Source organism: Mesorhizobium sp. M0898, from assembly GCF_040319695.1.
Taxonomy (GTDB): domain Bacteria; phylum Pseudomonadota; class Alphaproteobacteria; order Rhizobiales; family Rhizobiaceae; genus Mesorhizobium.
This window is the reverse complement of record NZ_JAMYOE010000053.1, coordinates 1-21759: the sequence shown is the minus strand read 5'-3', so window position 1 is coordinate 21759 and position 21759 is coordinate 1. Positions and strand designations below refer to the sequence as shown.

Annotated in this window: 18 protein-coding genes and 2 pseudogenes; 16 read left to right on the top strand and 4 right to left on the bottom strand. The window is 62.5% G+C overall.

Going from position 1 to position 21759, the window contains the following annotated elements; genetic code table 11:
* Positions 1-74 precede the first annotated feature (74 nt).
* The 6 genes and pseudogenes from NKH90_RS30460 to NKH90_RS30435 all read left to right on the top strand — a co-directional run bounded on the left by NKH90_RS30460 (position 75) and on the right by NKH90_RS30435 (position 3790).
* The gene (locus tag NKH90_RS30460; RefSeq protein ID WP_352451773.1) at positions 75-950 is read left to right on the top strand and encodes an Evf family palmitoylated virulence factor; all 876 of its coding nucleotides are present in this window, start codon (positions 75-77) and stop codon (positions 948-950) included.
* Between the two features lie 175 nt (positions 951-1125).
* Entirely contained in the window at positions 1126-1740 is a 615-nt protein-coding gene (locus NKH90_RS30455; RefSeq protein WP_352451772.1) for a glutamate acetyltransferase, read from the top strand.
* A gap of 159 nt (positions 1741-1899) precedes the next feature.
* Positions 1900-2607, top strand: coding sequence for a DUF1906 domain-containing protein (locus NKH90_RS30450; RefSeq protein WP_352451771.1), 708 nt, complete (start codon positions 1900-1902; stop codon positions 2605-2607).
* Positions 2608-2867: 260 nt separating this feature from the next.
* Positions 2868-3218 (top strand): recombinase family protein, encoded by a 351-nt coding sequence (locus tag NKH90_RS30445; protein ID WP_023722460.1) that lies wholly within the window; start codon positions 2868-2870, stop codon positions 3216-3218.
* Positions 3199-3444: pseudogene (locus NKH90_RS30440) on the top strand (Sua5/YciO/YrdC/YwlC family protein); the annotation flags it as partial. The gene NKH90_RS30445 and the pseudogene NKH90_RS30440, both read left to right, overlap by 20 nt.
* Positions 3437-3790 carry a hypothetical protein gene (locus NKH90_RS30435; protein ID WP_352451770.1) on the top strand — a complete coding sequence of 118 codons (354 nt, stop codon included), beginning with the start codon at positions 3437-3439 and terminating at the stop codon, positions 3788-3790. The pseudogene NKH90_RS30440 and the gene NKH90_RS30435, both read left to right, overlap by 8 nt.
* Before the next feature lie 281 nt (positions 3791-4071).
* Here NKH90_RS30435 and NKH90_RS30430 read toward each other — a convergent pair whose 3' ends face one another.
* Complete coding sequence (locus NKH90_RS30430; RefSeq protein ID WP_352451769.1) at positions 4072-4983, bottom strand: DMT family transporter; 912 nt, start codon at positions 4981-4983, stop codon at positions 4072-4074.
* Between the two features lie 135 nt (positions 4984-5118).
* On the opposite strand from NKH90_RS30430, the gene NKH90_RS30425 reads away from it, so the two are divergent.
* The 3 genes and pseudogenes from NKH90_RS30425 to NKH90_RS30415 all read left to right on the top strand — a co-directional run.
* Positions 5119-6003, top strand: a complete 885-nt coding sequence (locus tag NKH90_RS30425) for a LysR family transcriptional regulator (protein WP_352822855.1) — start codon at positions 5119-5121, stop codon at positions 6001-6003.
* Between the two features lie 778 nt (positions 6004-6781).
* The gene (locus NKH90_RS30420; RefSeq protein WP_352451768.1) at positions 6782-7054 is read left to right on the top strand and encodes a CoA-binding protein; all 273 of its coding nucleotides are present in this window, start codon (positions 6782-6784) and stop codon (positions 7052-7054) included.
* Positions 7055-7164: 110 nt separating this feature from the next.
* Positions 7165-7941 (top strand): annotated as a pseudogene (locus NKH90_RS30415) (DUF932 domain-containing protein); the annotation flags it as partial.
* Positions 7942-8337: 396 nt separating this feature from the next.
* Here the strand turns inward: NKH90_RS30415 and NKH90_RS30410 are convergent.
* Both NKH90_RS30410 and NKH90_RS30405 read right to left on the bottom strand, forming a co-directional pair.
* Positions 8338-8724 (bottom strand): DUF5615 family PIN-like protein, encoded by a 387-nt coding sequence (locus tag NKH90_RS30410; RefSeq protein ID WP_352451766.1) that lies wholly within the window; start codon positions 8722-8724, stop codon positions 8338-8340.
* Positions 8721-9341, bottom strand: coding sequence for a DUF433 domain-containing protein (locus NKH90_RS30405; RefSeq protein WP_352451765.1), 621 nt, complete (start codon positions 9339-9341; stop codon positions 8721-8723). Before NKH90_RS30405 ends, NKH90_RS30410 begins: the two co-directional genes overlap by 4 nt.
* A 190-nt stretch (positions 9342-9531) precedes the next feature.
* Between NKH90_RS30405 and NKH90_RS30400 the strand changes: the two genes are divergently transcribed.
* From NKH90_RS30400 to NKH90_RS30380, 5 genes are all read left to right on the top strand, one after another.
* Complete coding sequence (locus tag NKH90_RS30400; protein WP_352451764.1) at positions 9532-11682, top strand: ParB/RepB/Spo0J family partition protein; 2151 nt, start codon at positions 9532-9534, stop codon at positions 11680-11682.
* Positions 11683-11753: 71 nt separating this feature from the next.
* A complete protein-coding gene (locus NKH90_RS30395; protein ID WP_352451763.1) occupies positions 11754-12230 on the top strand; it encodes a UCP036055 family protein in 477 nt (158 codons plus the stop codon).
* An 86-nt stretch (positions 12231-12316) separates the two neighbouring features.
* Positions 12317-12709 (top strand): hypothetical protein, encoded by a 393-nt coding sequence (locus NKH90_RS30390; protein WP_352451762.1) that lies wholly within the window; start codon positions 12317-12319, stop codon positions 12707-12709.
* A gap of 159 nt (positions 12710-12868) precedes the next feature.
* Positions 12869-13369, top strand: coding sequence for a DUF1419 domain-containing protein (locus NKH90_RS30385; RefSeq protein WP_352451761.1), 501 nt, complete (start codon positions 12869-12871; stop codon positions 13367-13369).
* Between the two features lie 163 nt (positions 13370-13532).
* Entirely contained in the window at positions 13533-13991 is a 459-nt protein-coding gene (locus NKH90_RS30380; protein WP_352451760.1) for a hypothetical protein, read from the top strand.
* A gap of 572 nt (positions 13992-14563) precedes the next feature.
* Here NKH90_RS30380 and NKH90_RS30375 read toward each other — a convergent pair.
* Positions 14564-15754: a DUF1173 domain-containing protein gene (locus NKH90_RS30375; protein WP_352822842.1), complete on the bottom strand. Its 1191-nt coding sequence runs from the start codon at positions 15752-15754 to the stop codon at positions 14564-14566.
* Positions 15755-15937: 183 nt separating this feature from the next.
* Here NKH90_RS30375 and NKH90_RS30370 point away from each other — a divergent pair, with 183 nt between their 5' ends.
* Together NKH90_RS30370 and NKH90_RS30365 are read left to right on the top strand one after the other, a co-directional pair.
* Entirely contained in the window at positions 15938-20473 is a 4536-nt protein-coding gene (locus NKH90_RS30370; protein ID WP_352822839.1) for a strawberry notch-like NTP hydrolase domain-containing protein, read from the top strand.
* A 13-nt stretch (positions 20474-20486) separates the two neighbouring features.
* Positions 20487-21539: a DUF7146 domain-containing protein gene (locus tag NKH90_RS30365; protein WP_352451756.1), complete on the top strand. Its 1053-nt coding sequence runs from the start codon at positions 20487-20489 to the stop codon at positions 21537-21539.
* Positions 21540-21759 lie beyond the last annotated feature (220 nt).

Genomic DNA, 21759 nt, shown 5'->3' with positions numbered 1-21759 from the left:
TCCGAGGCGTTTCCGCGCTTTGGGCACCTTAAGCTCTCGACCAACGCTCATGTCTCACAGCAGGAGGATAAAGCATGTCGAACGCATTTTCAGTGAATGTTCAAGAGCATGAACAGCGCTATTCCAAAGAACACTATGAGGCGGCGTCCGCATTTTTCTACGCCAAGCCCCTTGTTTTGGCCCAGTTAGATGCTGCGCCCCCCAGTGACGACACGATCGCCAACGCTCAAGGGACAGTGCAGTTTCACCTCATCGGCCAAAAAACCGACGATCCGACGTACAGCGGCACCCTCAATGAGAATCAGGACAATCTACTGGCAATAGGAGGAATTATTAACGACTACATGCATACCCATTATGCGAACATCGATGCACAGAAGCTTGATATCAACACATGGACCGATGTTGTTGGCAACATTCCAGATCTCTCTATGGGCAGGCAAAAACTGAAGAGTTTTTCAAAAAAGGTGGCCGGGACGTCGGTCTCAGCTACTTTCCTCTCGCTGATTGCCAAGGCGATCATTACCGACGGGGCATCGTTGCTGCTGGATTTCCAGTCCTTCCTTACAGAAATGGGGAATCTCACCTTCAGTGCAAACGGCAAGGCGCAGCGATACAAGGCGCTGACATGCACCTACCAGAGCTACCTTCTCGATAATGGGGCAGGCGGATATTACGACTACGGAGCAATCGTTCTGCGGCAGATCGAGTTCAAAGAGCACTTCCTCGAGCTGAAATCCTCTTGTTCGTCGACCCACTACGTCCGCGTCGACATGGACTATGCCGAGGTCACCAATCTTGTTCAGACCCGTCGGATCCGCAAAGGCGGCCCCGATCACGAAAACTTCCAGGAGCTTGTGAATAAGAACTCCACCGACCAGTTCAAGAAGGCCAAGAACTTTTTCAACGGTGGCTCGACGCCGCAACAAGACATCAAGCCGCAGGTCTGATCGTCAGGCCTTTGATCGCGAAAGCAGCGCACCCAACCAATAGCGTGGATTTGGACGAACGTCGCCCGCATCATGGATGCGATAGAGCGGTCCGGTAAGCCCTTGCGAACTACCGATGCTCTGTCGCGCCCCCGGTGCCGGCGAACTCCGGTCCCGCTTCCATAGGGAAGCAGACATGAACCCATTCGCAAAAACAGCTGCGGGCCTTTTCCTGGTGATCGGCCCGCAGAGCAGCCAACCGCTCGAGGCGGAGAGGATTTGCTCTGCCATGGTCCAGAAACTATTCGAAGACCAAACCCGGACTCTGGATTCTCGAGCATGGCAGAATGCCGCGCAAATGGTACCGAACAAGGTGGAAACCGCCACGACTTCAAGAACGCTAAACCGCACGATGGACGTGGCGGAATTGCCCAGTGCCTTTGCGTCAATTTGCGCGAATGCCGCCGACGGCAATGAAGCTGGCGTCGGTCTGGCAAAGGCAATCCGTAGCTATCTGAGCAAACACGGCGAACCGACGGCGTTCAATTGCCTCGTCCTAGATCAATCCGACTCCGCGGAAGTCCGTCTATCTTTAACCTGCCTTGCCGTGGTCGAAGTTGGAAGCGCTGACAGTCTCGCCATCACCTCGATATTGCTCTCCGCATCGCTGAACCTGTCAAACGAGCAAACGCAATCCACTATCGCGCAGGTTTTCGGCCGTTTCAGCTCGCCGAGCGACTCACCGTACTACCTGCGCTTGTTCTCCAGCCGGCGGTCCCATAGTCAGAGACGTAGCGACATTCTGCAATAGACCCAAGGGCAAACAGAGGAATAGCTGATTGCGTCTGCGCCGCGTTGGTGGCTGCGGGAAATGACATCAAAAGGCTGCGCGAAGAAATAGCGTGGGAGGGCGAGGTGACCGTATAAACTGCGCATTTCCATACAATTTCGGCCTTCGGGGAGACGGACTATGCACGATATTATCGACGTCCCGCAGAACGTCGGCGATTTTGCTGTGTGCTTGGCAGAATCTGGCGTCAATACAGTAATCCGGTACTACAACCATCGGAATAGTACACCATTTCCCTCAAAATGTCTGACAGGGGAGGAACTCGCCGCCCTTCATGGTGCTGGAATATCGGTAGCTGTGGCCTTCGAGCAGCGGGGTGGCGCGGGCGGCAATATCAGAGACTTGCATGGTGCGGCTGGAGAGCGAGACTCCGGTCGTGCGCTTGATCTGGCCGCCGCGTTGGGACAGCCCGAAGGCTCCGGAATCTATTTTGCAGTCGATTGGGACTACCACACACCACAGCATCTTGCACGAATAGCACCCTACTTCAGGAGTGTGCGGAATGCGTTGGCTGGCCGTTATCTCGTTGGCGTTTACGGATCGGGCACGGTCGGACACCACATGAAGCGCCAGGGGCTGGTGGACCATATATGGCTCTCTGGCTCGTGGGGATGGTCCGGAACGAGACAAGCGCTCAAGCAGGGGGATTGGTCGCTTTTCCAAAAGTTTATGGAAAAGCGTTCCGAGATCGGGGGCTTCGGATACGATGGAAATGTCGTCAATCCGGCCCTTGAAAACTTTGGTCAATTTGGGCCGGCAGGTACTCTCCCCTCTCGCGACGCGAAGGAACGTCTGCGTTGTTCAAAGTTGCTGCGCGAGGAGCGCTAAATCTTCGCTCCCGGCCGGGCAAGAGCTTTCGCATGGTCGATTCCTCCCGAACGGTACAATGCACGCCCACGCCTTGTCACGCTCCACCGGAAGCTTCTCCCGCTGCGTCTTCGTCATCGATATCCCGGCATCGTTCATCCCTTCACAAACCGCTTGCCTTACGGCGCCATAATGGAAAGAGGATTGTGAAAGGCTCCGCACCTGTATTCTCGTGGACACCCTCGGCCTTCCATAAACGACCGTTTGCGAAAGGAACCAGAGTGCTGATCGGCTACGCCCGCGTGAGCAGAGGCGACGACCAGTCGAACACGGCGCAGGCCAGGGCGCTCGCCGATGCCGGGTGCAAGCGTATCCTCAAGGAGGAGGCCTCCGGCGGTCGCTGGGAGCGGCCGGAATTGCACAGGATGCTTGATCATTTGAGGGAGAGCGACACTGTCGTCGTCTGGAAGCTCGACCGTCTGTCTCGCTCACTCAAGGACGTTCTCACGATCATGGAGCGGATCGAAGCCACCAGCGCCGGTTTCCGCTCGCTGACAGAAGCGATCGACACGACGACAAGCCGGCCAGTGCCGGAACCGAGCGGCGCCGATCGTGCTGGTGAAGCGCCGTGACAGCTGCGGCGTTGCGGCGGGCGTGGCGCCGCAGCACGAGCGGCTCGGTTTCATGCTGCCCTACACGCCGTTGCATCATCTCTTGCTGCGGGCGCTGGACGGTCCGGTGGTGATGACCTCCGGCAATCGCTCGGGCGAGCCGCAATGCACGGACAATGACGAGGCGCGGCAGGAGCTTGCCGGGATCGCCGACTTCTGGCTGATGCACGACTGCGAGATTGTCAACCGGCTCGACGACAGCGTGGTGCGATTCGACGGGCACGGCATTTCGGTGTTGCGGCGCGCGCGGCTTCGCGCCGGAGCCGCTGGCGCTGCCGGCGGGCTTCGATGGCCCGGTCAGGGCGCTGGCTGCGGGCGGCGATCTAAAGGCCGCGTTCTGCCTGGCGGGCGACGGCAACGCGCTGCTGTCGCAGCATCTCGGCGACCTCGACGAGCTGAAGAACCAGAACGCGTGGAGGCAGGCGTTGGGGCTGTATCGAAGCCTGTTCGACACGAAGCCGGACCTCATTGTGGCCGACCGGAATCCGGGCTACCGTTCGACCCAACTGATGTTACTCTGCCGGCGATGGTGATGAGGGTTTCGGCCAGGTGCTAAACATCATTGGCCGCTTCCTGCGCAGTCGTCGAACGTACGCGGGGCCGAACGTCTTCCCCCCACGGGTCTTTCCAAATCGTCACGCTCAACCTGTCTCAAGGGAGATCGTTGTCATCTCCTGATGCCGAATGTCTCAATTTCCCAAGTTTGGCAAAATTGAATCGCAGACTTTTGCAGCGTGCGAAGGTCAAGCAGTTTTGCGACAGTAGCAAAGAGCCCGAAGCCATCATCCGGACTCGGTGCTCCAATATATCGCCGCTAACGCCGGATGACGATAATCCCGGCCAGTGCGATGAGAATGATACCGAGCATGGAAGCCGCATCCAGACGTTCCGAGAACAGCACGACGCCCCATAGCACTGCGAAGGCTAGATATGAAAAGTCCCAAGTCGAGATGATCGAGGATGGTCCCAACTGGTAGGCGATGGCCGTGCCGACGCTGCCGATCAGCATCGTCATGCTCAAAAGCCCGATCAGCGCGCATTGGGTCCAGCCCATTGGAATCCACGCGCCCATGAACAGGCTTTGTCCACCCTCGCTCCCTGCCATCACGGTCGCCAAGCTAGCGCTGCCCCCGAGAACGATCGCTATCAGGTTGAAGATCAGCGCCAAAACGAAGGGGTTTTCGCCACGGCTCTTGGTGCGCGTCAGCACCATCGCCAGAGCGTAGAGAATTGCAGAAACCAGCGGCATCACGGCATGGATGCCAAGGTCGCCGGCCTGCGGCTTCTGCATGAGCAGCACACCGATGAAGCCGAGGGCGACTCCGACCCAACCTTGCACCCCGACAGGTTCCCTGATCCAGAAGGCCGCAAAAAGGGTAATGAACAGCGGGATCGTGTAATAGACCGCCGCCGCCATCGAGAAATCGAGGCGCGGTAGCGAAGCGTAATAGATCAGCAGGCTCGACAGAAGCAGGCTGCTTCGCACGATGGCCCAGCCAGGATAGGCTGGGCGCAACGACACCTGCGGAAAGCGCCATTTCAGGATCGAGATCAACAAGGGCAGCGTGACGCAGGACCGCAGGAAAATGAACTGCGACAGCGGCATGTCCGAGATCGTGACCTTGATGATCGCATCCGCGATGGAAAGCGTCAGGTCCGTGAAAACCATCGCCGCAATGGGGATGCCCACCGTGTCCGCCTTGGGGGCCGTCTGACTGATCGACATTTTTCGCGTTCCCTGCTTCGGGTGCCGAGGCTACCGAGCCAAGAACGTTCCAACAATTCCGATCATACGGAAATTTTGTCCGTGTTATTGTACAATGAGCAACGACACGAGACAGGATGCGTCGCTTTGTACAGCGTGGACGACATGATCCTTCTGGCCGAAGTCGCCGAAACGGGCAGCTTTACTCGCGCCGGGGGGCGGATCGGGATGCCCAAATCTACCGTCAGCCAGCGCATCGCCCAGCTTGAAGCACGTCTGGGGCTGCGGCTTCTCAATCGCTCCACCCGGCACGTAAGCCTCACCGGCAGCGGCCAGGTCTATCTCGAATACTGCCGCCGCGTTCGCGCTGAGGTCTCGGCCGCGGACATGGCGATGACCAACCTGAAGGAACAGCCTGTCGGGACGCTGAAGATCACCTGCCCAGAGGTAACTGCCACCTATTTCATGCCGACCTTCCTGCACGGATTTACCACGCAGTTTCCCCGCATCGCCGTCGAACTGATCGCCACAAACCGGCATCTCGACGTCATCCGCGAGCGGGTTGATTTCGCTTCTCGCGTTGGCACGACCACAGGTCAGGACCTGATCGTGCGGCGTGTCTCCTCGATTAAACGGGTTCTCGTCGCCGCTCCAGCCTATCTGGCGGCTGGCAGTCCTCTTCGGGAACCGACCGATCTCCTGCATCGCCGCTGCCTGGTGCATGATGCGCAGCGCGAATGGGTGTTCTCGTCAGACGACAGACCGATCGTCCTGCGGCCTCCGCCGGCTGCGACCTCGGATTCTATGGGGTTCCTGCTGCAATCCTGCATCGCGGGCGGCGGGGTCGCACTCCTTCCCGCTTACGTGTGCCAGCCGTCCGTGGCGGTCGGCCGCCTTGTGGAGTTGCTCCCGGGCTGGGAAATTCCACCCTATGAAATGATGCTGATCTTTCCCAACCTGAAGAACCAGTCCAAGGCGCAGGCCGCATTCCGCGATTATGTGAATACCTTCGACTTTTCAGCGTTTGCCGTTGGGCGATAACTAGAACTTCTCAAGTCCTACGGTCGCATTGTTCCGTGTCGTGGAATGTCTAACTGGATCGAAAGCCGGACCAGGCATGGACATGAGCCAGTTTGCAAAAAGCGCGGCAGCTTTGTTCCACGGCGTTTCTTTGAGCGAAACAAGATAGACGTTACCGGGGCGTTGATCTTCCCCAGGCAGGAGCTCAACCGGTTGGCCGCGGCGTACCTGTTCGCTCGCCGTGCCAATCCAACCCAACGCTATTCCGCTGCCAGCCAAGGCAGCCTGCCTCATCATGAGGTGGTTGTCGAACACAGGACCCGGCAGCCCCTTCCGACACGTTTACCCCGAAGTGCTGGAACCATTGCTTCCAGTCGAACCACGTCTTGTCATCAACCCTGGCATGCTTCCTTTGGGTTGCCCTTACAGTGGGGTAATCACAACAAAACCTGGTGCGGCGGTCAAGCCGCCAGAATGAGCTCGTTTAATGAAGCGCCAGCCTCCGGCTGCGGGAGAAAGGGAGTGCCGTGCCTCAGGACATCCGTGTCACCATCGTGCTGACGGCCGTATCGATGGCATCCGTCGTGGACGGTCCATGGTAACGATCATGACCGGACCTTCAATTCATTCGGGCCACCGCACACCTCTCGGTCGAGGCGGCGCATGAGGCAAGCCACAAGGCATGGGTGGGCAAAAGCGGCTTACAGCACTACGAGCGCATGCTCCGCTCCGATGACTTCAACGAAGGTCCCGTCGCCTTTTCGGAAAAGCGCAATTCCGAGTTCAAGGGGAAGTAGCCATGGACGCGGTAACCACAACGCGCGCGGGTCTACTTGGACAGCACCGTCTGGCACCGATGCTGGACGCCCGCTCCATGGTGGTTGCCGGGATGTCCGGCAGGGAAGGCTCATTCGGCTTGCGGCTGGCCCAGTCCGTCGTCAGCGCCGGATATTCGGGGCGCATCCAGTTCATCGATCCGCGTCAGACCGAAATCCTGGGGAGGCCATGCTTCGCCGCCTTCGCGGACGTTGACGAGGCGCCGGATCTGGCGGTGCTTGGTGTCGGCCCCTAACGCGGCCGCTTCCGCAATGCCGACGCTTCTGGTGGCGCGCGGATGCCGACAGAGGAAGAGCGTGGGTGGGCTGCGGTGGCGGGTGAAGGTCCGGGAGAGAGTCTCCCGGCCTGGAAATCGAGAACGGACGCCTCGAGCTGCGAGCGGTTACAGGTCCGGACTATGGCAGGATTTTCGATGAAGAGCTGATCGCGGCCGTCCAAAAAATCGCCGGCAACGGTACCGGCGACACCCGCTGGAAGATTCCTGGCGTGCTCGACTGGTCAACGGGAATCTACAATCCGAATGTCGACATTTCCAATGCCACGACGACGCTCTATGCGTCCGACCGTGATGTCTTTGTCTTCCTCGTCGACGACCTGAATCCGATCGAAGCCGGCAAGCTGCCCGATGGCTCGCCCGACGTCTTTTTCAGGGGGTTTTATTGCTGGAACTCGGAGGTCGGCGCCCGCACGCTTGGAATCGCCAGCTTCTATCTACGTGCAGTGTGCCAGAATCGTTGCCTCTGGGGCGTGCAGGATTTCCAGGAAATCATTATCCGGCATTCCAAATATGCCGCCTCGCGTTTTGCCTTGGAAGCCGAGCCGGCGTTGATCCAGTTTGCCGATTCCTCGCCCATGCCGTTCGTCAATGGCATCAAGGCTTCGCGGGAGCGTGTCGTCGCTCGGGACGACGAAGATCGCCAGAGCTTCCTGCGCAAGCGCGGCTTCTCCAAGGCGGATACGACGAAGATCATCGATGCCGTGCTTTCGGAGGAAGGGCACCCGCCCGCCTCGATTTTCGACTTCGTGCAGGGCATTACACGGGTGGCGCGCGACAAGCCGCATCAGGATGTTCGCCTGGAGATGGAGGGCAAGGCCAAGAAGCTTCTCGATCTGGCAGCATGATACTGCAATGCTGCGCGCGGCGGGAGTAGATAACGTCACCGGGCTGGCTGCTGATGCCGCCAGTTTCGAACATGTGCATCGCTGCGGCGCGCAGCACACGGCCTGCGCTGCAGGTCTGGCAAACACATCTATCAGGTCTAGGTGTGCGCTGCACAAAATCGCAATGCTGCTATGCACAATTAATGCTTCTCGGGAGCGTGGAAGGGAGTAGGTTGTCGGTATCAAGTTTCGTCCGGGTCACCTCCTCCCGACCTCGGCGATCAGGGACGGCATTTATTCCTCCCGAATGCTGTCGTCCAAATCAAGCCCGCCGCACCTCCTCCCGCGGCGGGCTTTTTCGTTGTGCGAGCGGCGGCTTCTCGCAGCCCGATTGCAGGAAACGAACGCGGAGGTCCGTCAGTCGGGCAGGTTGAACCGTTCGATGGTGACGGTACGCTCGACATCCACCGTAATCTCCAGCACTTCGTTCCATGCCTCCCCTCCACCAAGCTCGGAAAGGGCGAGAAGGAAGAGCCTGCGCTGGAGATCGAGGCTCATCAGGCCAGGGGCGGTGTTGAAGGCGACGAGCCCGACATGCAGCTCCTCGCGGCGATAGAGGCCGCGAAAGTCGGTCGTGTTGTGCGTGACGAGCACATAGCCGTCATCGACCGCGCGCCGGGTCACCATATGGTCCTTGGCGCCGGCGAGGCCCAGCCAGCGCACATGGCTCGACTCGGGGAAACCCCGTTCGCGCGCCAGTTTCGCAAGCTCTGGGCTCAGGCATTCGTCGATCAGGAATTTCACGAAACGGCCGGCAGATCGTCGAGACGGATTGTGCGTTTCGATTTCGCCGCCGTGCTGCGCCACGCCGGCTTGACCGGCGGACGGCCACGCCGCGGGTAGGCGAGCGCATAGTCGGCCGCGAGCCCGATCTGGTCGAGAGTCAGTTGCGGATAGGCGGCACGGATCGCGTCGGCCGTGTCGCCGTTGGCGAGCATGTCGGCAACGTCATGAACAAGCACGCGTGTTCCCACAAAGGCCGGCTGACCGCTAAGTACCGCTGGATCGCGCGCCACCATGGCCTTTGCTTTCCTCAGCCGGCTGAGGCCGGCCCTTACCCCGGCGGTGATCGGCTTCAGGTCGACCTTAAGGGGATCGTCCGCGACCACGGGCGTAGCATCATCGGCAATGGCGTGCTCGACGATCCGCCGCCGCGCGGCCGGCGTCAGCGTCTCCGCCGTCAGCCAGGCGAGGCGTAGGCCGACGAGACCCGCTCCGACGATGACGCGGCTGCCGCGGCGCGTCTCGACACGGCCGCGCAGCAATCCTGCATCGATGATGCGATGCACCTGCTTGAGCGGCACCTGCGTTACCGCCGCCGCCTCATTGGCGGTGAGCACTTCGCTGCTAAACCCCGGCATGACAATAATCCTTCCACATTCGTGGAAGATATATAGTCATTCTGCCTTCCGCAGTCCAGCGAAGCTTTGCGGCAGCCGGCGGCGTCCGTGCCAGACGCCCGACGGGAGGCAGAGGGGGGAGGGGAGGTTTCCTGACGGGCTTGGAGGTTCGGAGAGAGGCCCCGGACCGTCCGTCATGGAGAACCTGACCATGGCAAAGAACGCCATTCAGAAGATCGCGATGAACGCCGCGGAGAACATTCCCTATGACAAGCTAATGCTGTCGCAGAAAAATGTTCGGCGCATCAAGGACGGCGTGTCAATCGAGCAGTTGGCCGAAGACATCGGACGGCGAAAGCTGATCCAGAGCCTGAACGTCCGTCCGATGCTCGACGGCGAGGGCGAGGAGACCGGCACGTTTGAGGTGCCGGCCGGCGGTCGTCGCTATCTGGCGCTCGGCATCCTCATCAAGCAAAAGCGCCTGGCCAAGAACGAGCCGATCCCCTGCATCGTCAACCGCAGGCAGGAGACCTCGGCCGAAGAGGACTCGCTTGCTGAAAACCTGCGGCGCGCCGACCTGCACCCTCTCGACCAGTTCCGGGCCTTCAAGGCCCTCAGCGATCAGGGCCTCGATCCGGAGGAGATTGGCGCCCGCTTCTTCGTATCGCCGGCGACGGTGAGGCAGCGCCTACGGCTGGCATCGGTGTCACTGAGGCTGCTCGATCTTTACGAGAAGGACGAAATCCGGCTCGAACAGATCATGGCGTTTTCGATCTCGGACGATCACGCGCGCCAGGAGCAGGTCTGGGAACGGATATCCGGCTCGCACACGCAGGAGCCCTACTACATCAGGCGCCTGCTGACGGAGACGACGGTCCGGGCCGACGATCGCCGTGCCGTCTATGTCGGCACCGGGGCCTATGAGGCGGCTGGCGGTGTCATCCTGCGCGACCTGTTCGAACAGGACTCCGGCGGCTGGTACCAGGATGCGGCGCTCCTCGAGCAGCTCGTTTTCGACAGGCTGAAGATGGATGCCGAGGCGATCCGCGCCGAAGGCTGGAAATGGGTCGAGGCGGCGATCAGCTTTCCCTACGGCCATACCTCCGGTATGCGGCGCATCTATGCCGAGCCGCAGGAGCTCAGCGCCGAGGAGATCGAACGCTATGACGCGCTGAAGGCCGAATACGACAAGCTGGATGCGGACTATGCCCGGGCCGAGGATGCCGATGAAGCAATCGAGGCGAAGCTCGACCAGTTGGGTGCCGAGCTCGATGCGATCGATGATCGTCCTCAAAGCTACGATCCCGCCCAGAAGGCCATTGCCGGTGTTTTCGTGACGCTTGCCGCGGACGGCAAGCTCCAGGTCGACGCCGGTTTCGTGCGGTCCGAGGACGAGCCGCGGACCGAAACCGGCGAGGTCGATGAGGGCGAGGAAAGGGGCGCCGTCGGCGGAACCCGATCCAATGGCAACGACGATGGCGATGGTGTTGTCGTCAACGGCAAGTCGGTGAACGATAGCGCTAGTGACGACGGCGACGACGACGGCATCAAGCCGCTGCCCGATCGGCTCCTCTTCGACCTGACCGCGCAGCGGACCCTGGCGCTGCGCAATGCGCTCGCCGGCGACGTCGACATCGCCTTCGCCGCCGCACTCCATGCCTGCGTCCTGCAGGTCTTCTATCGCTTCGCGCCGGACACGTGCCTGGAGATCAGTCTGAAGAGCGGCAGCTTCAGCCAGGTCGACGGACTTGCCGAAACGCCGTGGGCCAAGGAGATCGCCGAGCGCCACGAAGCGTGGGATCGCGATCTGCCCGATGAGGCGGATGGCCTGTGGGACTTCCTTCTCGGCCTCGACGAAGCAAGCCGCAAGGCGCTGTTCGCGCACTGCGTCTCGCTGACCCTCAATGCGGTGGTCGAACCCTGGAACAGGCGACCGAAGGCGCTCGAGCATGCAGACGTGCTTGGCCGCTCGCTCCAGTTCGACATGGTCGACGCCGGGTGGACGCCTACGGTCGAGTTCCTCGGGCGGCTCACCAAGGCGCGGATTCTACAGGCTGTCCGTGAAGCCCGTGGCGCAGACTCCGCGCAGCTGATCGACCACATGAAGAAGGACATCATGGCCCGTGAAGCCGCCCGTCTTCTCGAAGGATCGAACTGGCTGCCCGAGCCGCTGCGCCTTGAGGTCGATGAAGCGGCTACCGATGCTGGCGACGCGGTCGCCGGCGACATGTCGCACGAGGCGGCTCTCGACGGCGATGCCGCCGAGCTGCCGGCCTTCCTCGCCGACGACGCGGATCCGTCCTCCGATGAGCCGGTGACCATCGACGGCGACGAGGCGGACCACCTCCAGGCCGCCGAATAATCGGCCTCACGCTCGCACCGGGCCGGCACTCCCGCCGGGCCCTTTTCGTTTTCCGACATGGAGAAACCCGCATGTCCGCACATATCGTGTACGAATCCGCTCCTCTGGGGAGCGTTATCCGGTACCGCTCCGGCACCGCGAAACCGCCGGCTCGCTTCACCAAAAAGCTCGCCGCTTGGGAGAGCCGCAACGGCGTCGGCCGTTTGGTCAGGAAGGAACCGCCGCGCGAGCGCGCGACCTATAGCTCGCCGGCTTACTTCACCCTGCATGAGGGCGATTTCTGGCAGGGCGGCATCATCATCGTCTCGGTAAGGCGCACCTGGTCCGTCGAGACCGACCTGCGATTCGAGGTCGTCGAGCGTCCCATGATCGGCATGGTCCGCGTCCTGCAGGAACTCGGGGACAGCCCGGAACTGCTCTATCTCGCCAAGGATCGCGAGGCTGCCGAACGCTGGCTCGCTAACAACCAGTATCGTCGGGCCTATCTCGAGGAAGTCTCGGCCGATGAGGTCGGCGCCGACATCATCGAGGGCCGCACGGCCGCCTGATCACTTCACCGCATAGAACCACCCTGACGAACGGGCCCGGGATCGCGCGAGCGATCGCGGGCCTGTTCCATTTCATGGAGATCGACATGTTCGACTGGAACAGAAGCTGCTCCTATGACGAGCAGCACAAGAGACGCTTCCACACGATAGCCCATTCACGGCTGAAGAAACTCGCCGCCGAACTAAACCTGCCCTCGGGCTGCTTTGACCTGCGCTCCAACAAGGCGGGCATAGCGGTTTCCGGTGAGATTACCCTGCACCACGACCGCGCCTACATCCAGGTCGGCCAGTTCGGTTTGTCCTCAGGTCACGGCATCCTGATCCGCACCTGCAAGGGCCGCAAGGATTATGTCGGCGGGGCCAACCACTTCGTTGCGCTCGGCATGCTTGACGACATCCCGGCCCTCGCCGCCGCCGTCCGTGCCATCACTGGGATTGGTCGAGACGCTTCGTGTTCCTCCGAGCGACGCGCCGCCTGAATCCCTGCAAACCCCATCATCGCCGATGCACGCGCCGGCCGCAGACTCGGCCCGTCGCCAGCCACAACACACCAAGCAGTTGCCATGGCGCGGTGATGCCGCGCGTGGCCGACCCGCGTTCAGGAGAACCCCATGACCGCACATCCACCATTCAGGAAGGTGCTCGACGGCGTCGCCACCCGCGAGCAGATGATCCAACTGTTCAGCCGACACAAAGACACTCCCGGCATCGATCCGCTTTCCGGCACTCCCTATTCAGGCGAGTGGTTCGAGATCGCCGCGTCAGAATATCACTTCATGCTCGATTTGCTGCCGCCGCTCTTCATGCGCACCGGCATGTTCGGAATGTCGGAGTATAAGACCGGCAATGTGACCAGCGTATTCTTCGCGATCCGCATCCGCGGACGCGAGCGCTGGTTTCATGGCTTTTGCGACCTCACGGATCGGCAATCCCCGGACAAGATGCGCGCCGCAATCATCGCCCACGAGACCGGCGCGAGCGACAGCATGACCCGCGCGGAAAAGCTCGAGGCGATCTGGAACGCGACGCATCCCGACTTCAGGGGGATCGCCGGCGAGATCAATCCCCACACCTGGCCCGCGGACCACCGTGGCAAACGCGTCGTTCTCGTCAACAACGGTGGCCACGAACGATCCTGAAACTGCTCGAAGACCTGTCGGACGACGAGATCGACAGCCGCTTGCCGGCAACTCGCGCACGAGGCGCCAGGAGGGGAGGAGACAACGATGCGGACCCCCGTAAACACCCGCCAGGGGCCGGCAAGGACACCTATGGCGTACTCGACCTACACCGCAAGCCTCGGTGCCCCAGATCGCCGCCAATACCGGGCGCACGCCCCCAGGAGCGCTAACGGTCGCCGATCTCGTACGTCCCGGCGACACGGTCGCCACCTACTACAGCACCGGCGGGGTCGTCATCGAGGTGGAAGAGCACTTCTATGCGGCGCCGACGGGCGAGACGCTGTCACACTTCACGATTGTCTATGTGCCGCCCGATCGAACTACAAGGTACCGCGATTCCGATCGTCGCTGGATCAACGAATGTGTCGCCATCGGCGACCGCATCCTGATGCTGTTCGAGGCCAACACGGACGAGGTCTTCGTCCTCAGCCGTGCCCGACCGTCCCAACCTCCGCGACCCAGAACCATCCCAGCCGATGGGCCTTTCCAAAGTAGAGTTCGAGCGCTGGCTGCCGAAGGCGATCGCGGCAGTCGAGAAGGCCAGGGCGATTATCGAAGAACGCCGCGACCCGCCGGCTGACTCGCCATAACAGCTAACATCCGACTTGATCTTCGTCAGCTTCCGCGCCGTTTCCGCGTCGATCGCAGCGAGATCGAGATTTCCCCAGATCGAACGCTGCCGCGCGGATTCGCCACGCTTCTTCTTCACCTCGACGATGAAGGGTCGGCTCTGCCGCTTCATTTATTGCACCACCTTCGGATGGGAATCGGTCCGTAGCGGGACCGGGTCACATCTACGCTGGCCAAGGCCTATCGTCCACCCAACGCAACCATCGACCGCGGTGCCGCCCTGGACGGACGCCGATGCGAAAGCCAACTCTCCAGCGTCTCGCTCGCCGATGCAACGCGGGGTTCGGACACAGCTCGAATGGCATGCCGAGTTCAACGCTGACAACGATCAGGCGCCCACTGTGCTTACGCGCGGATCTTCGCAAACCCACAGCATGGTCACCGAAAAAGACGATCGCTGGTCACCCCTCATCATACCGTCATGGTCCAAGACAACGGGGATCCTTGTCCAACGCATTGTCTGAATCGATGGCCGCCAATCGATTCACGGCATTGATGGAAATCTGAGATGTCGTTCCCAGCCTATGGAAGGGCCGGCATCTCCCCGTCACCGACCCGCCAGGTCCACGCACCCATCTCCGGCCGGTTCGCGACCATATCCTGCAACGAAGCCTCGAATGTTTCGTCCGCACCGGCGGGGACGACAAAGAGCGCGATCGGCTGCTGCCTGTCCTGGAGCAAAGCGTTGGCGATCGGCTGGTCGGTTTGCAGGTCGTAGCGCAATCCCTTCACACTCTTCTCGTGAAGGCGGGCGAGCGCGTCGACGAGCCGCTTCTCCGGAACCGTCTCGTAAGGAATCCAGTTCTCGGATACCACCATCAACGCGACCTCCTCGACAATGGCGAGGCCGGCCGGGTTCAATCCGAAGGTCGCGATCACTATCAGATGTGAGCTGGAATCCGCTTCCCACAGCGACAATTCTTTCTCGAAGCGCCCCTGCAAGCGGCGGTGCAATGCATCGTCGATCATGAAGGGAAAACCGGGCAAATGTCTGATGACGAGTTTCTGACCCGATCTGGCGGGCATGATTTCCTTCACCTCGCCGACCAGAACCAGTAGCTTTCGTGGGCCGGATTTCGGCGGTAGCGCCATGCCGAGAACCGCGTTGCGACGATGTTCGATCGCTTGCCTGTTCTCGGCGCGAAACGGCTCGGGCACAAACAGGATATCCGCGAGCGGCCCGCCCCTCACCGTCATTTGCCCGGCAGCCTCGAGCAGATGCCAGCGGACATTCCACCAATGTCGCTTGCCGGCCCATCGGGATGTCCAGACCGTCAATTCGGCCTCGTGCCACAGATAATGGAGGAGGCCACGCAGCGACATCCTCCTGGGGTCTCCGGTTACACTGGCGGAGCTCTCGCCAGCAGGCGCGGACGCTGCCCGGCTCCCCGTCTTCGACAGGCTGAAATCGAGTTTCAAAGCCGCCAAGCCGCTTTGCGGATCGAGCTGTATCGCGCTGCCCATCAAGGCGCCCAGGCCGGACAGCTCGTAAGGCGATTCATGTGAATCACAGGATGGATCATGCCCGCCGCCGCTGAGCGGCATGCGCTTGATCAGGTGAAGGTCGCCGATGCGGGCGATGTACATCGGGCAGCCCGGCTCGCGGCACAGGCATAGCGGACGCTCGGTGCGGGCATAGGCGTTCGCCAGCGCCGCCTGCAGGTCAGGCGCTCCCTCCTCGTAGACCTCACTGCCAATTCTGAACCGTCGCATCACCTCCGCAGCTCCAGGTCGCCGCCGCATCCCTGTCCGCGCATTCAAGTCATGGCTTTGCGCAGAGCGCAACCCGTTTGGTGCATCGCGCCAGAGGCAAAGGGGAGCCGGAAGGAGTGCGGCCCGGCTGGCGCGGAGAGAGTGCCGGCGCGGGCGCCACTCCCTCTCGCAAAGGACATCTCCATGAACATTGTTTCGACCACCTCAACCGTCGCATGTACGGCCGCTTCCCTCGCCGCGCCGGCACAAGACGCCATCGACACCGCCCAGGCGATCTATCAGGCGGCAATGCGGCTTGTGCCGTTCCTCGAGCAGGGCAAGCCTGTCACCGCCGCCGCACTGCGCACCACCATGACGACAAGTTTTGGCGGCAGCGATGCGCAAGGGTTCTGGGTCTGGAAAGACGCCTATGAGGCGCTCGAAACCGCCCAGGTGCTGTTTCTGCGCCGGTTCGGCCTTGCGATCCTGTCCCGGTCCACCACGCCGCAGGCAACGCTGGCGATGATCAAGCGCATCGCCGAACTTCTTCCCACCCATACGCGACGGTCCGACGAGAGCCAGGCCATGCAGCAGCTCTCCACGCCCTTGCCGCTGGCCTTCGTCACAGCGCACGCCGCGTCGATCGCATCTTGCGATCTCGTTCTCGAACCCTCGGCCGGCACCGGTCTGCTCGCCGTCCATGCCGAGATGGCGCGCGCCTCGATCGCCCTCAACGAGCTTGCCGCGACGCGGGCCGATCTCCTCGGCCTGCTGTTTGCGCGCATGCCCGTCTCTCGGCACGATGCCGCCCATATCGACGATCATCTCGATCCTGCGATCAAGCCGTCCGTCGTCTTGATGAATCCGCCCTTCACCGTCGGCGCCTATGTCGACGGCCATGTCGCCGATGCGGCATGGCGGCACCTCTCCTCCGCATTCGCACGCCTGCGTTCGGGCGGGCGCCTGGTCGCCATCACCGGCACCGGGCTGTCTCCAGAAAACCCCAAATGGCGGCCGGCCTTCGAACGGTTGCAGCAGCAGGGCACCATTGTCTTCACCGCAGCGATCGACGGCCGTGTCTATGCCCGCCATGGCACCACCACTGAGACCCGCCTGACAATTATCGACAAGGTACCGGCCACCGACCCGACCGGCTTCATCCGGTCGCCCGGCAAGGCCAAGGATGTCGAAAGCCTGCTCTCCTGGATCTCCGATCTGCCGCCCCGGACTTTGGGTGGATTCCCGGATTCGATCGGTGCATTGTCCAGCGGCATCCTGCGCAATGCCGCCATGCAGATGGCTGCCCGATCGCGGAGAGCCGCACCCCTCGCTGTCTCAACGGCTGCTCCAAAGGCAATGCAATCGGTCCGTCCGATTGCGCGAGCGAAGCCCGCTCGCCAGGTCATGGCAAACAGCACGCCGGCTATTCCCCTTGCCTACGAATTGCGCGACTGGATGCCGGAGGAGGGCGGCCGGCTCACCGATTCAATCTACGAACCCTACGCGCTTCAGTCGATCGATATTCCCCGCGCCAAACCGCATCCGACGCCGCTCGTACAGTCGGCCGCAATGGCCGCCGTCGCGCCACCAAAACCTTCCTATCGGCCGCTTCTTCCTGATGCGATCATCGACGAGGGCCTGCTGTCGGACGGCCAGCTCGAAAGCGTCATCTATGCCGGCGAAGCCCATTCCGGCCATCTCACCGGCGCCTGGACGGTTGACGAGACCTGCGATGTCGTCTCGGCCGCGCCAGAAGGTGCTGCGAACGCGGTGCGCTTCCGCCGTGGATGGTTTTTGGGTGACGGAACCGGCTGCGGCAAGGGACGGCAGGTCGCTGGCATCATCCTCGACAATTGGCTGCAGGGCCGCCGCCGTGCGATCTGGATTTCCAAGTCGGACAAATTGCTGGAAGACGCCCAGCGCGATTGGGCAGCACTTGGCCAGGAAAAACTTCTCGTGCAGCCGCTGTCGCGCTATCGGCAGGACACGCCGATCCGCCTTGCCGAGGGCATCCTGTTCACGACCTACGCAACCCTGCGCTCGCAGGAACGGGAGGGCAAGAAATCCCGGATCGCCCAGATCCTCGACTGGGTTGGACAAGACACGGGAAGGGCCGAAAGCCCGACGGGGATTAAAGAAAGCCAGACAGGGATTGGAGAAAACCCGTCGGGGGCCAAAAAATCTTTCGATGGCGTCATCGTCTTCGACGAGGCCCACGCCATGGCCAATGCCGCTGGCGGCAGAAGCGAGCGTGGCGACGTCGCGCCCTCGCAACAAGGCAAGGCGGGCCTGCGGCTCCAGCATGCACTGCCCGACGCCCGCATCGTCTATGTCTCGGCCACTGGCGCGACCGCCGTCGAGAACCTCGCCTATGCGCAACGTCTCGGCATCTGGGGCAGCGAGGATTTTCCATTCGCCAACCGTGCCGAGTTCGTCGCGGCGATCGAGGACGGCGGTGTCGCGGCGATGGAAGTGCTCGCCCGCGATCTCAAGTCGCTCGGCCTCTATACGGCGCGTTCGCTCTCCTATGACGGTGTCGAATACGACCTGCTCGAGCACGCGCTGACCGAGGAGCAGATCCGCATCTACAACGCCTATGCGGACGCCTTCCAGGTCATTCACAACAACCTGAGCGCCGCACTCGAGGCGACCAACATCACCAGCGAGACCGGCACGCTGAACCGCAACGCAAAATCGGCGGCGCGCTCGGCCTTCGAGAGCACCAAGCAGCGTTTTTTCTCGCATTTGATCACCTCGATGATGACGCCAACGCTGACTGGCGCGATCGAGCAGGACCTCGCCGACGGACATTCGGCGGTCGTGCAGATCGTCTCCACCGGCGAGGCGCTGATGGAACGGCGGCTTGCCGAGATCCCAACCGAGGAATGGTCGGACCTGCATGTCGACGTCACGCCGCGCGAGTATGTCGGCGGGTACTTGATGCATTCCTTCCCCATCCAGTTGTTCGAGGAATACTCGGACGCCGAAGGGAACCTCTATTCGCGGCCTGTGCACGACGAAGATGGCAACCCGGTCCAGTGCCGCGAGGCAGTTCGGCGGCGCGACAAGATGGTCGAGCGGCTTGCGTCGTTGCCGCCGGTCGGCAGTGCCCTTGACCAGATCATCCATCACTTTGGCACCGACACGGTTGCCGAGGTGACCGGCCGCTCGCGCCGCATCGTCAAAAAATCCGGCCGCGACCGTATCGATCGGCTGGCCGTGGAAAACCGTCCTGGCTCGGCCAATCTGGCCGAGACCCAGAGTTTCATGGATGACGACAAGCGCGTTCTAGTCTTCTCCGACGCCGGCGGCACTGGCCGCTCCTACCACGCTGATCTCGGGGTCAGGAACCAGAGGCTGCGCAAGCACTATCTGCTCGAAGCCGGCTGGCGCGCCGACAACGCCATCCAGGGTCTCGGACGGACCCATCGCACAAATCAGAAGCAACCGCCGCTGTTCCGGCCCATGGCCGCCAATGTAAAGGCCGGCAAGCGCTTCCTGTCGACGATCGCACGCCGGCTCGACACGCTGGGCGCAATCACGCGCGGTCAGCGCCAGACCGGCGGGGCAGGGCTGTTCCGTGCCGAAGACAATCTCGAAAGCGCCTACGCCCGAGCGGCGCTGCGGCAGTTCTATCATCTGCTGCACCAGGGCAAGATCGAGGGCTGCTCGCTCACGACCTTCGAGACGGTGACCGGGCTGTCGCTGACGAGTGACGACGGCGGATTGCGGGACGAGCTGCCGCCAATCACGACCTGGCTCAATCGCCTGCTGGCGTTGCGCATCGAAACCCAGAACCTGCTGTTCGAGGTGTTCGAGCAACTGATGGCAGCAAAGATCGAAGGCGCCATCGCCGCCGGCAATTATGACAAGGGTCTGGAGACGATCACGGCGGAGAGCATCGTCGTCACTGATCGTAGGACCGTCTATACCCATCCGGTCTCCGGCGCGCAGTCGCACGTGCTCACCGTCGCGCGCAAGGACCGCATCCGGCCGCTCGGGCTGGTCGACGCGCTGGCCATTGCCAATGCGGAGCCCCAATCGGTTCTGCTGGTCAACACACGTTCGAGCCGCGCGGCAATACAGCTGCCGACCGCGAGCCTGATGCTCGATGACGGCGCGATAGAGCACCGCATGCGCTTGCTGCGGCCGACGGACGAGCTGCGCTTCGGTCTCGACGCCCTTGCCGAAACACACTGGCAGCCGGCCGACCGGAAACTGTTCTGCGAGCTTTGGCAGGCAGAAATCGACGCCGTCCCGGAGTTCACCACCAGCACTTTCCACATCATGACGGGTCTGCTGCTGCCGATCTGGCGTCGGCTGCCGGACGACGACTGTCGAGTCTATCGTATGCAGACCGATGCCGGCGAACGCATCATCGGCCGCCACATCGCGCCGACGCTGGTCGCGACCATGTTGCGCAATCTCGGGGTCGACCATGTTCCGACCCTCGCTCCGGACGAGGCATGGACCGGCTTGATCGAGGGGCGGATCGGGTTGCAGCTTGCCGACGGCCTGATTCTGCGCCGCAGTCGGGTCATGAACGACTATCGTGTCGAATTGATCGGCTTCACCGACGCGATGGTCCCTCGGCTGAAGGCGCTGGGACTGATCTCCGAGATCATCTCCTGGAAGCTGCGGCTGTTCATCCCGACGACCGCGCTAGGGTCCGCCATCCTCGCCACGCTTATCGACGGCCATAAGCTGGTTGGCGTCACCGACCGTACAGCAGCGGCTTGAGGGGGAGGCGGTCATGTCCGGCTCGGCATCCGAGCTGGCACGCCGCCTTGGCGAACACGCCGAGGCCGTGTGCCGCGAATATCTCTCCAACGGGCATCGCTCCGGCAATTATTGGATGGTCGGTGATGCCCGCAACACGACCGGCCGCTCCATGCATGTTCGGCTCAAGACCAGTACCAAGGGCCCTGCGGGTAAGTGGGTCGATGAGGCGACCTCCGAATTTGGCGATCTGCTCGATGTCATCCGCGAAAGTTGCGGCCTCGTCGAGTTCCGTGACATCGCGGATGAAGCGCGTCGCTTCCTCTCCATGCCGCTGCCACCGCCCCAGCTCCCTGGCCGCCAGCCAGCCGCGAAACGCGGCTCTCCCGACGCCGCGCGGCGTCTGTGCGCCATGTCGCAGCCAATCGCCGGCACGCTGGCCGAACGATACCTCGCCAGTCGCGGCATTCTGCTCTCCACGCATGAGCGCGCGCTGCGCTTCCATCCCGGCTGCTACTACCGGGATCTCGTGACGGGCGAGACGCAGACTCTTCCTGCGCTGATTGCCGCTGTGACCAGCCTCGACGGGCAGATCACCGGCCTGCAACGCACTTACCTCTCCCCTGGGCTCGACCCGAGCGGCAAGGTCGGCAAGGCGCAACTCGCGGATCCACGCCGCTCGCTGGGGGATCTCCTTGGCAACGGCATCTGGCTAGGCCACCAGCCCGGTGCGCCCGTCCCGGTCATGGCCGCGGGCGAGGGGTTCGAGACGATGGCGTCGCTTAAGGCGGTGATGCCGGTGCTGCCGGTGGCCGCCGCCACCTCGGCCAATCACCTTGCCGGCTTGAGGCTTCCGCCCGGCTGCCGCCGCCTCTACATCGCGGCCGATGCCGACGCCGCCGGCCGGCACGGCATCGAGCGTCTCAGCCAGCGCGCAGGCGAGGCCGGGATCCTCGCCCTGGTGTTGCGGCCGCAGCTCGGCGATTTCAACGACGATCTGCGTCATCTCGGCCCGGCCCATCTCGCCACATGGCTCAGCGATCAGCTCCTCCCGGAGGATGCCCGTCTCTTCCTGCCGGCCGGATGAACGGGTGGGGCTGGCAGGCGGGCAGGGGCGGCATCAGCGGAAGCCTTGCAGGCATCGCGGTCCGCCGGAGAGCCACGCCGGCGGCCTGCCCGAGAGGCGACCCCTGCCGCGGGGGGGGGGGGGGGGGGGGGGGGGGCGCGGGGCGGGGGCCGGCCGGGGGGGGGGGGGGGGGGGGGGGGGGCGGGGCGGGGGGGGGGGGGGGGGGGGAGGACCGCACGCG

Excerpts from the sequence above, each read along its gene's own strand:
- NKH90_RS30370 (WP_352822839.1), top strand. The coding sequence starts at position 15,938 with ATGAACATTGTTTCGACCACCTCAACCGTCGCATGTACGGCCGCTTCC.
- NKH90_RS30405 (WP_352451765.1), bottom strand. The coding sequence starts at position 9,341 with ATGCCGGGGTTTAGCAGCGAAGTGCTCACCGCCAATGAGGCGGCGGCG.
- NKH90_RS30395 (WP_352451763.1), top strand. The coding sequence starts at position 11,754 with ATGTCCGCACATATCGTGTACGAATCCGCTCCTCTGGGGAGCGTTATC.
- NKH90_RS30400 (WP_352451764.1), top strand. The coding sequence starts at position 9,532 with ATGGCAAAGAACGCCATTCAGAAGATCGCGATGAACGCCGCGGAGAAC.
- NKH90_RS30375 (WP_352822842.1), bottom strand. The coding sequence starts at position 15,754 with ATGCGACGGTTCAGAATTGGCAGTGAGGTCTACGAGGAGGGAGCGCCT.
- NKH90_RS30455 (WP_352451772.1), top strand. The coding sequence starts at position 1,126 with ATGAACCCATTCGCAAAAACAGCTGCGGGCCTTTTCCTGGTGATCGGC.
- NKH90_RS30460 (WP_352451773.1), top strand. The coding sequence starts at position 75 with ATGTCGAACGCATTTTCAGTGAATGTTCAAGAGCATGAACAGCGCTAT.
- NKH90_RS30450 (WP_352451771.1), top strand. The coding sequence starts at position 1,900 with ATGCACGATATTATCGACGTCCCGCAGAACGTCGGCGATTTTGCTGTG.
- NKH90_RS30390 (WP_352451762.1), top strand. The coding sequence starts at position 12,317 with ATGTTCGACTGGAACAGAAGCTGCTCCTATGACGAGCAGCACAAGAGA.
- NKH90_RS30430 (WP_352451769.1), bottom strand. The coding sequence starts at position 4,983 with ATGTCGATCAGTCAGACGGCCCCCAAGGCGGACACGGTGGGCATCCCC.
- NKH90_RS30365 (WP_352451756.1), top strand. The coding sequence starts at position 20,487 with ATGTCCGGCTCGGCATCCGAGCTGGCACGCCGCCTTGGCGAACACGCC.
- NKH90_RS30420 (WP_352451768.1), top strand. The coding sequence starts at position 6,782 with ATGGACGCGGTAACCACAACGCGCGCGGGTCTACTTGGACAGCACCGT.